Raw genomic sequence first — 7847 nt, 5'->3', positions numbered from 1 at the left:
CGTCTCGAAGCCCGGCGGCACGGCGTCGACCACAGGCCCCGGGCCGCCGAGCGGCGTATCGAGATCCGCCCGCGCCGACGCGGCGCCGTCCGAGGCCTCGCCCCCGCCCGACGCGAAGGGGTCGGCGGCGAACGGGTCCTCCGGCTGCGCCGGTCCCGCCGCGGACGCCCTGTCGAAGTCCCTGCCGGATTCCGGGCCGAACTCCGGACCGAAGCCGGCCGCGGAGAAATCCTCGCCGGCGAAGGGGTTGCCCTCGGCGGCTTGAAAAGCCGACGCGTCGGGCATAGCGTGCCACACGGTCTCGCACCGCTTGCAGCGGACGTTGCGCCCGGCGGGACCGACGGCCCCGTCGGCCAGCTGGTAGGACGTGTCGCAATTCGGGCAGGTGATCTTCATGTGTCGCCGTCCGCCTCGGGCCGGGCCTCTTCACCGGCGTCCCGTGCGCCGGTGCCTTGCGGCGAGGGCCATTCTTCCGGGATCGTTGCCGGCCGGCAAGCTGAATCCGCTGCGGGCGCCGCCATGCCGCCGCGACCGGCTCCAACCGATGCGGCCCGCATGCTTAATGAAGGCTTAAACTCCGTCGATGATGATCCGTCGGCGATGCTGCCGAGGAACGACGAGTGATCCGCTTCGAGAACGTGGGCCTGCGCTATGGAATGGGACCCGAGGTCCTGCGCGACCTCACCTTCCAGGTCGCCCCGCACTCCTTCCAGTTCCTGACCGGCCCGTCGGGCGCCGGCAAGACCACGCTGCTGCGCCTGCTGTTCCTGTCGCTGCGGCCGACCCGCGGCCTGATCTCCGTCTTCGGCCGCGAGACCAGCCGCATCGGCAAGCAGGACCTGCCGAAGATGCGCCGCCGCATCGGCATCGTCTTCCAGGATTTCCGCCTGCTGGACCACCTGACCACCTATCAGAACGTCGCCCTGCCCTACCGGGTGCTCGGCCACGACGAGGCGACCTACCGGGCCGATGTCGTCGAACTGCTGAAATGGGTCGGCCTCGGCGAGCGGATGCACGTGATGCCGCCGGTCCTGTCCGGCGGCGAGAAGCAGCGCGCCGCGATCGCCCGCGCGCTGATCACCAAGCCGGAGCTGCTGCTGGCCGACGAGCCGACCGGCAACGTCGACCCGCCGCTGGCCCGGCGGCTGCTGCGCCTGTTCCTGGAGCTCAACCGCCTCGGCACCGCCGTGGTGATCGCCACCCACGACCTCGCCCTGATGGACCAGGTCGACGCCCGCCGGCTGGTCCTCGAGGACGGCCGGATGGAGATCTTCTCGTGAGCGCGGACAGCGCGGCGCCGCGGACCCATCGGCCGGCCGACGATCCGGTGGTGCGCGACGACGCCGACCACTGGAGCGGCGCGAGCATCGTCCCCTCGCAGTCGATCGCCGGGCGCGCCCTCACCCTCGTCATCGCCATCATGACCTTCCTCGCCAGCCTCACCGCCGGCGCCGTGACCGTGATCGACGACGCCGCCCGCTCGTGGGCGAGCGACATCGGCCGCGAGGTGACGATCGAGATCCGGCCGATCGACGGCGTCGACATCGACGCGGAGATCCGGCGCGCGGTCGCGCTCGCCCAGGAATTTTCCGGCGTCGGCCGCGTCCATGCCCTCAGCGACGACGAGACCCGGCGCCTGCTCGAGCCCTGGCTCGGCGCCGGGCTCGACCTCGACGCGCTGCCGGTGCCGCGGCTCGTCATCGTCGAGATCGCCGATCCGGCCCTCCTCGATCTTGCGGAGATGGACCGCGAGGTGGGCGAGACGATCCGCGGCGCGAGCCTCGACGATCATGCCGCCTGGGTCGACCGGCTCAGGGCGATGGCCGGCGCCATGGTGGTCGGCGGCGTCACGATTCTCGTGCTGGTTCTGGTTGCCCTTGTCCTGTCCGTGGTCTTTGCCACGCGCGCGGCCATGGCCGGCAACAGCGACATCATCGGCGTCCTGCATTTCGTCGGCGCCGAGGCGGGCTTCATCGCGCGCGAATTCCAGCGCCACTTCCTGATGCTCGGCATCCGCGGCGGCGCGATCGGCGGCGGCCTTGCCATCGCGGTCTTTGCGCTGGCCGGCTGGCTGACCCAGGGCACGGCCGGCATTCCGGGCGCCGACCAGCTCACCGCCTTCATCGGCGGCGTCTCGATCCCGCCCTTCGGCTACGGCGCGGTGCTGGTCCTGATCTTCGCCGTGGCGATCCTCACCGCCGCCACCTCGCGCTTTGCGGTGCACGGGGCCCTCGCCGAGATCGAATGACGGCAGAATCACGGCGACCCGGCGAAAAGTGGTGGAGGACGCGCAGGTTTTGGCAGACTGTTGCCGCCTTGCCACCGCATTCTGGTAGCATGATGAAAGCATGACGATAATGCCGTCCCACCGCTGGCCCGACGAACCCGATGCCCGTGCGGCCGACCCCCGCCACGGGCAGGGCCGGCCCCGCGTGCGCCGCCGCGGCCTGCGCGTCACCCTGTTTGCCCTCCTGTGCCTGGCGCTGGCCGGCGGTGCGCTTGCGGTCGACGGCTTCCTCGAGTTTGCCGACCGGGTCTCGTCCATGTCCGCCTCGCCGGCCGCGCGCGCCGACGGCATCGTGGTGCTGACGGGGGGCAGCGAGCGGGTCAAGGCCGGGGTCGACCTGCTGCTGGCCGGCCACGGCCGCCGGCTGCTGATTTCCGGCGTCCATCCCGACACCCGCGCCGCCCAGATCGGCCGGATCACCAACGTCTCGCCGGACATCTTCACCTGCTGCGTCGACCTCGACCGCGTTGCCGCCAACACGATCGGCAACGCCGCCGAGACGGCGAAATGGGCCGGCAGCAACGGCTTCCGCTCGCTGCTCGTGGTCACCAGCGCCTATCACATGCCCCGCAGCCTGATGGAGCTCGGCGACGCGATGCCCGGCGTGCGGCTGGTGCCCTATCCGGTCGCCCCCGCCATCAACGATCTCGGCGCCTGGTACCGCGAGGCCGACACGCTGCAGCTTCTCGTTCTGGAATATGTGAAGTATACGGCATCGCGTATCCGGCTGGCCCTCTGACGAGCGGCGCCGCCGGCGGCGTCCCCGACTGACGGCCCGGAACCCCCATGTTCGCACGATCGCTCCTGTTCAACCTCCTGCTCTACACGTGGATGATCCTGTCCATGACCCTCGGCATGCCGCTGATGCTGCTGCCGCGTCGCAAGGTGCTGGCCATCGCCAAATGGTGGTTCCGGGGCCTGATGGCCCTGCACCGGATCACCATCGGCGTGCAGCATCGCTTCCAGGGCCTCGACAGGATTCCGCAGGGGCCGCTGATCGTCGCCTGCAAGCATCAGTCGATGTGGGAGACGCTGGCGCTGGTGCCGCTGTTCGACGATGCGGTGTTCGTGCTGAAGCGCGAGCTCACCTGGATCCCCGTGTTCGGCTGGTGGCTGATGCGCATGTCGATGATCCCGGTCGATCGCGGCAAGGGCTCGCGCGCGCTGGCCACCATGAGCGCGGCGACCCGCGAGGCGCTCGCCGCCGGACGGCAGGTGCTGATCTTCCCCGAAGGCACCCGCCGCGAACTCGGCGCCGAGCCGGCCTACAAGATCGGGATCGCCAAGCTCTACATGGCCTTCGACGTGCCCTGCCTGCCCGTCGCGCTCGATTCCGGCCTCGTCTGGCGCCGCCGCTCCTTCCTGCAGCGGCCGGGGACGATCACGGTCTCCGTGCTTGAGCCGATCCCGCCCGGCCTGCCGCCGCGCGAATTCTTCACGCGGATGCAGACCCGGATCGAGACCCGCTGCGACGAGCTGCTGCTGGAGGCGGCGGCGCGGCCGGAAGGCACCGCCGATCTTCCCGAGGTGGCACGCCGGCGCATCGCGGTGCTGCAGGCCGCCGCTCAGGCCGGATCATCCGAGACCGGCCCCGCCACTCCCGGAACCGCCAGTCCCGGCACCGCCAGCGCCTGAGGGTCGGGGTCGCGCCGAGCTCCGCCACCAGCGCCTCGACCTCGCGATCGCGGATCCCGAGGTCGGCAAGATGGGCGGCCGTGGACAGCACATAGTCCGGATTGGCGCCGGACACGCCGACGCCCTGGCGGACCAGCGCGACACGGGCGGCATGATCGAGCCGCCCGGCATATTGCGGATGGGCGCGATCCACCAGATAGGCCAGCGCCGGCACGATCCGCGCCTCGGCGCCGAGCAGGCGCACCGGGCGGACCGCCTCCACATAGACCGCCGTCACCTGCTCGCGTGCCCGGAGATAGGCGACCACCTCCTCCCGGTCGGCCATCGCCACCTCGAAGGCGACGCCGCGGCAGGCCCCGCCCCGGTCGAGGCCGAACACGAGACCGGGACGGTCCTGCGTGCCGCGGTGGACCCAGGAGTAGACGCACAGCGACCGGCGCGCGCCGTGAAGGCGGGCCGGCAGCGCACGAAGGTGCGGAAAGCCGGGCCGCCACATCAGCGAGCCGTAGCCGAACACGTAGAAGACCTCGTCCATCGCCCGCTCGATCATCCCTTCCCATCATCTCCGGAACCGATTACCCCTGTCCGTCCGTCGCAGCGAACCGGACGGGCGACTAGACCACGACCGGCCGCCCGGCTCCAGAGCCCGCGGCCCGCGATCTGCGGCCGCCGCATGATCCGGCCGGCGGTGCACCGCGTAGCCGATCGACCAGAGACCCGCCCCGAAGATTCGCCCCCAAGACACGCCAGCGGAGCGCCATCGCCATGAGCCGCAGCTTCATCGTCCTTGCCACCCTTGCCGCCGCCGTCATCGCCGCCTGGAGCGGCGGCTGGTACTGGCTGTCGGGCGAGGCGGACCGGCGGATCGACGTCGTCCTCGACGACCTCGCCGGACGCGGCACCACGGTCACCTGCGCCGGCCGCGAGATCACCGGCTGGCCGTTCCGCCTCGAGGTCGACTGCCGCAATCCGGTGGTGACGCTTGCCGACGCACCCGCGTCGAGGCCGCCCGCGCGGTCGCCAGCACCACCGTCAGCGACTGGCAGCTCGCCGTCGTCACCTTCGCCGGCCCGCTCACCGTCGCCGCGCCGACGGCACCACCGTCGATGCCGGCTTTGCGGCGATGCAGGCCAGCCTGCGCCATGACGGGCGAACCCTGGAGCGGGTCTCGGTGGCGGCCGACAGCCTCTCGCTCGACGTCGCGGCCCCGGGCAGCCCGCTCACGGAGCTCGACGCCGTCCACGGCGAATTCCATGCCCGCCCGGATCCGGACGGCCGCGCGCTCGACGTCGCCACCAGCCTGCGCGGCGCCACCCTCCTCGTTGCCGGCATCGGCCTCCTGCCCAATGCCGCCGACCTTGCCGCCAGCGCGAAGGTGCTCGAGGCCGGCCGCCTCGTGCCGCCGCGCCCGGAGCGGATCGCCGACTGGCAGGGCGCCGGCGGCCGGATCCTCCTCGACAGTTTTGCCCTCGGCATCGGCGAAACCCGCTTTTCGGGCAGCGGCACGCTGGCGCTCGACGCCGAAGGCGTCCGCAGGGCGAGCTTGCGGTGGGCGCCCGCGGCCTTGCCGGCCTCGGCAAGCTGATGGCCGGCGGACAGGTGGCGGCCGCGCCGCTGGCGACCATCGCCACCGCCTTCACCCTCTTCGGCGCCCCGGGCGAGGACGGCGAGCGCCGCATCACGGTGACGGCCACAGGCGGCGAGATCAGCGCCAACGGCCTGTCGCTCGGACGGGTCCGCAGCCTCTACTGACCGATCCGGGACGCACGCGCGCCCCGGCATTCCGGCCGCAGGCGCACGGTTCGCGCCACACCATCAAGGATTTCGAGGACGCGCGCCCCGCCGCGCAAGGCCGCTCCCTGAGTCGCTGCACAGCCCCGATATTTACTTCGACATCTGAAACAATTGATACGGACCGGCGCGACACATTGTGTCCAGCCAGAAACAAAGCCCTTCCAGACTGACCTCCTCGAAAACCCGTGGCGCCTGACCGAACCGGCAGGACGCCCGCTTTCTGCGAGGACAGGACCATGACGAACTTCATCTACGGCACCAGCGGCAACGACAACGGCTTCGACAAGCCCGCGCTGACCGGCAAGGACGGCGAAAGCGACGCGATCTACGGCTACGAAGGCCACGACTGGCTCTACGGCCTCGGCGCCAAGGACTGGCTCTACGGCGGGGACGGCAACGACGTTCTGGAAGGCGGAGACGGCGACGACTTCCTCTATGGCAACGACGACAACGACCTGCTCTGGGGCGGCGACGGCGTGGACACGCTGTCCGGCGGCAATGGCGCGGACTATCTCAACGGCGGCACCGGCGCCGACATTCTCTCCGGCGGCACCGGCGACGACACCTACGAGATCACCGTCACCGACGGCGACACCATCAACGAGGCGGCCGGCGCCGGCATGGACACCGTGAAGTTTCACGGCGTGTCCTACGCACTCGGGGCCAACATCGAGAACGGCGAGATCCTGTCGAAGACCGGCGCCGCCCTCACCGGCAACGCCCTCGACAACATCCTGAAAGGCAATGCCGGCAAGGACACCCTCAACGGCGGTGCCGGCAAGGACACGATGACCGGGGGCGGCGGCGACGACACCTACCATGTCGACAACACCGGCGACGTCATCGTCGAGCAGGCCAATGGCGGCAAGGACACCGTCATCGTGACCGCCGCCTACTACGAGATGTCCGCCCACATCGAGAATGCCGACGTCGAGAACGCCTTTGGCGGGACCATCATCGGCAACGACGCCGACAACACCCTCTACGGTTCCGCCGGCTCGGACAGCCTCTACGGCAACGCCGGGATCGACTTTCTCTCGGCCGGAGCCGCCTACGACCAGCTCTACGGCGGCGACAACAAGGATGTGCTGTCGGGTGGCACCGGCGGCGACTATCTCGACGGCGGCGAAGACGTGGACACCGCGTCCTACTCCGGCGCAGATGCCGGCGTCGCGGTCAATCTCGCCACGGGCCTCGGAACGGCCGGTGAGGCGAACGGTGACCTTCTGGTCGACATCGAGAACATTTTCGGCTCCGACCATGACGACGTCTTCATCGGCGACAGCGGCGACAACGCCCTCAACGGACGGGGGGGCATCGATATCCTCAGCGGTGGCGCGGGTGACGATAACCTGTTCGGCGCAGAGGAGCAGGACGTGCTGAAGGGCGGCAGTGGCGAGGACCGCCTCGATGGCGGGGAAGGCGCCGACCAGATGATCGGCGGCAAGAATGACGACACCTATTCCGTCGACGATGCCGGCGACACGGTGGTCGAGACCAAGGATCAGGGGGTGGACAGGGTCACCGCCTCCGTCTCCTTCTCGCTGAAGGGCCAGCATGTCGAGGAACTCGTCCTGACCGGCAGCAACGACATCGACGGTACCGGCAACGCCCTCGCCAACCTCATCTATGGCAACGCCGCGGCCAACGTGCTCGACGGCTCCACCGGCGCCGACAGTCTCACCGGCGGGGCCGGGGCCGACAGCTTCCTCTTCGCCTCGCAACTCGGAGCGGGCAACGTCGACACGATCACCGACTTCAAGGCAGACGACCGGATCCTGCTCGACGACGCGATCTTCGCGGCGATCGGCCCCACGCTCGGAAACGGCGAACTGCGCGCCAATGTCGGCGGCATCGCCAAGGACGCCAACGACTTCATCCTCTACGACACGTCCACCGGCGCGCTGTTCTACGACGCGGACGGCAACGGCGCGGGTGCGGCGGTCCAGTTTGCGCAGATCGGCGCCATGCCGGCGATGACGGCGGGCGATTTCCTCATCGTCTGACCGACCCGACGCGAACGAAAGAAGGCGCCGCATCGCTGCGGCGCCTTTTTTCTTTGGGCCTGGGGCGAGAAACGCGCGACATGTTTCATCACGGGAAACAATTTCGCCTGCTGATCCGGCTTTGA

At 70.1% G+C, this 7847-nt stretch carries 9 protein-coding genes and 1 pseudogene; 8 read left to right on the top strand and 2 right to left on the bottom strand.

All coding sequences use genetic code 11. The features are described 5' to 3' along the window. Nucleotides 1–396, bottom strand: a 396-nt coding sequence (locus tag A6302_RS23375) for a zinc-ribbon domain-containing protein (protein WP_210183226.1), incomplete at its 3' end; no start/stop codon positions are given. Between the two features lie 224 nt (nt 397–620). Between A6302_RS23375 and ftsE the strand changes: the two genes are divergently transcribed. The 4 genes from ftsE (at nt 621) to A6302_RS00635 (ending at nt 3922) form a co-directional block, all read left to right on the top strand. Then, nucleotides 621–1280: a cell division ATP-binding protein FtsE gene (gene ftsE / locus A6302_RS00650; protein ID WP_069305402.1), complete on the top strand. Its 660-nt coding sequence runs from the start codon at nt 621–623 to the stop codon at nt 1278–1280. Further along, on the top strand, nt 1277–2248 hold the full coding sequence (locus tag A6302_RS00645; RefSeq protein WP_245293840.1) for a cell division protein FtsX: 972 nt from the start codon (nt 1277–1279) through the stop codon (nt 2246–2248). Before ftsE ends, A6302_RS00645 begins: the two co-directional genes overlap by 4 nt. A gap of 100 nt (nt 2249–2348) precedes the next feature. Beyond that, nucleotides 2349–3026 carry a YdcF family protein gene (locus A6302_RS00640; protein WP_083255373.1) on the top strand — a complete coding sequence of 226 codons (678 nt, stop codon included), beginning with the start codon at nt 2349–2351 and terminating at the stop codon, nt 3024–3026. A 47-nt stretch (nt 3027–3073) separates the two neighbouring features. Further along, nucleotides 3074–3922 (top strand): lysophospholipid acyltransferase family protein, encoded by an 849-nt coding sequence (locus A6302_RS00635; RefSeq protein WP_069305401.1) that lies wholly within the window; start codon nt 3074–3076, stop codon nt 3920–3922. A gap of 31 nt (nt 3923–3953) precedes the next feature. Here the strand turns inward: A6302_RS00635 and A6302_RS20845 are convergent. Beyond that, nucleotides 3954–4457, bottom strand: a pseudogene (locus tag A6302_RS20845) (gamma-glutamylcyclotransferase); the annotation flags it as partial. 230 nt (nt 4458–4687) lie between these two features. Here A6302_RS20845 and A6302_RS25065 point away from each other — a divergent pair. The 4 genes from A6302_RS25065 (at nt 4688) to A6302_RS00615 (ending at nt 7722) form a co-directional block, all read left to right on the top strand. After that, a complete protein-coding gene (locus A6302_RS25065) occupies nt 4688–5068 on the top strand; it encodes a DUF2125 domain-containing protein (RefSeq protein ID WP_069305400.1) in 381 nt (126 codons plus the stop codon). Continuing rightward, on the top strand, nt 5046–5507 hold the full coding sequence (locus A6302_RS25060; protein ID WP_069305399.1) for a DUF2125 domain-containing protein: 462 nt from the start codon (nt 5046–5048) through the stop codon (nt 5505–5507). The genes A6302_RS25065 and A6302_RS25060 overlap by 23 nt, the downstream gene beginning before the upstream one ends. After that, nucleotides 5471–5674, top strand: a complete 204-nt coding sequence (locus A6302_RS00620; RefSeq protein ID WP_069305398.1) for a hypothetical protein — start codon at nt 5471–5473, stop codon at nt 5672–5674. The genes A6302_RS25060 and A6302_RS00620 overlap by 37 nt, the downstream gene beginning before the upstream one ends. Before the next feature lie 278 nt (nt 5675–5952). Further along, nucleotides 5953–7722: a calcium-binding protein gene (locus A6302_RS00615; protein ID WP_069305397.1), complete on the top strand. Its 1770-nt coding sequence runs from the start codon at nt 5953–5955 to the stop codon at nt 7720–7722. Nucleotides 7723–7847 lie beyond the last annotated feature (125 nt).

This window comes from Methylobrevis pamukkalensis (assembly GCF_001720135.1).
In the GTDB taxonomy this organism is placed as follows: Bacteria; Pseudomonadota; Alphaproteobacteria; order Rhizobiales; family Pleomorphomonadaceae; genus Methylobrevis; species Methylobrevis pamukkalensis.
The sequence above is the reverse complement of the archived record's forward strand: the minus strand, read 5'-3'. Positions and strand labels throughout refer to the sequence as shown.

What these genes read in the sequence shown, in the direction of transcription:
- A6302_RS25060 (WP_069305399.1), top strand. Translation starts at nt 5,046, where the DNA reads ATGCAGGCCAGCCTGCGCCATGACGGGCGAACCCTGGAGCGGGTCTCG.
- A6302_RS25065 (WP_069305400.1), top strand. Translation starts at nt 4,688, where the DNA reads ATGAGCCGCAGCTTCATCGTCCTTGCCACCCTTGCCGCCGCCGTCATC.
- A6302_RS00640 (WP_083255373.1), top strand. Translation starts at nt 2,349, where the DNA reads ATGACGATAATGCCGTCCCACCGCTGGCCCGACGAACCCGATGCCCGT.
- A6302_RS00615 (WP_069305397.1), top strand. Translation starts at nt 5,953, where the DNA reads ATGACGAACTTCATCTACGGCACCAGCGGCAACGACAACGGCTTCGAC.
- A6302_RS00635 (WP_069305401.1), top strand. Translation starts at nt 3,074, where the DNA reads ATGTTCGCACGATCGCTCCTGTTCAACCTCCTGCTCTACACGTGGATG.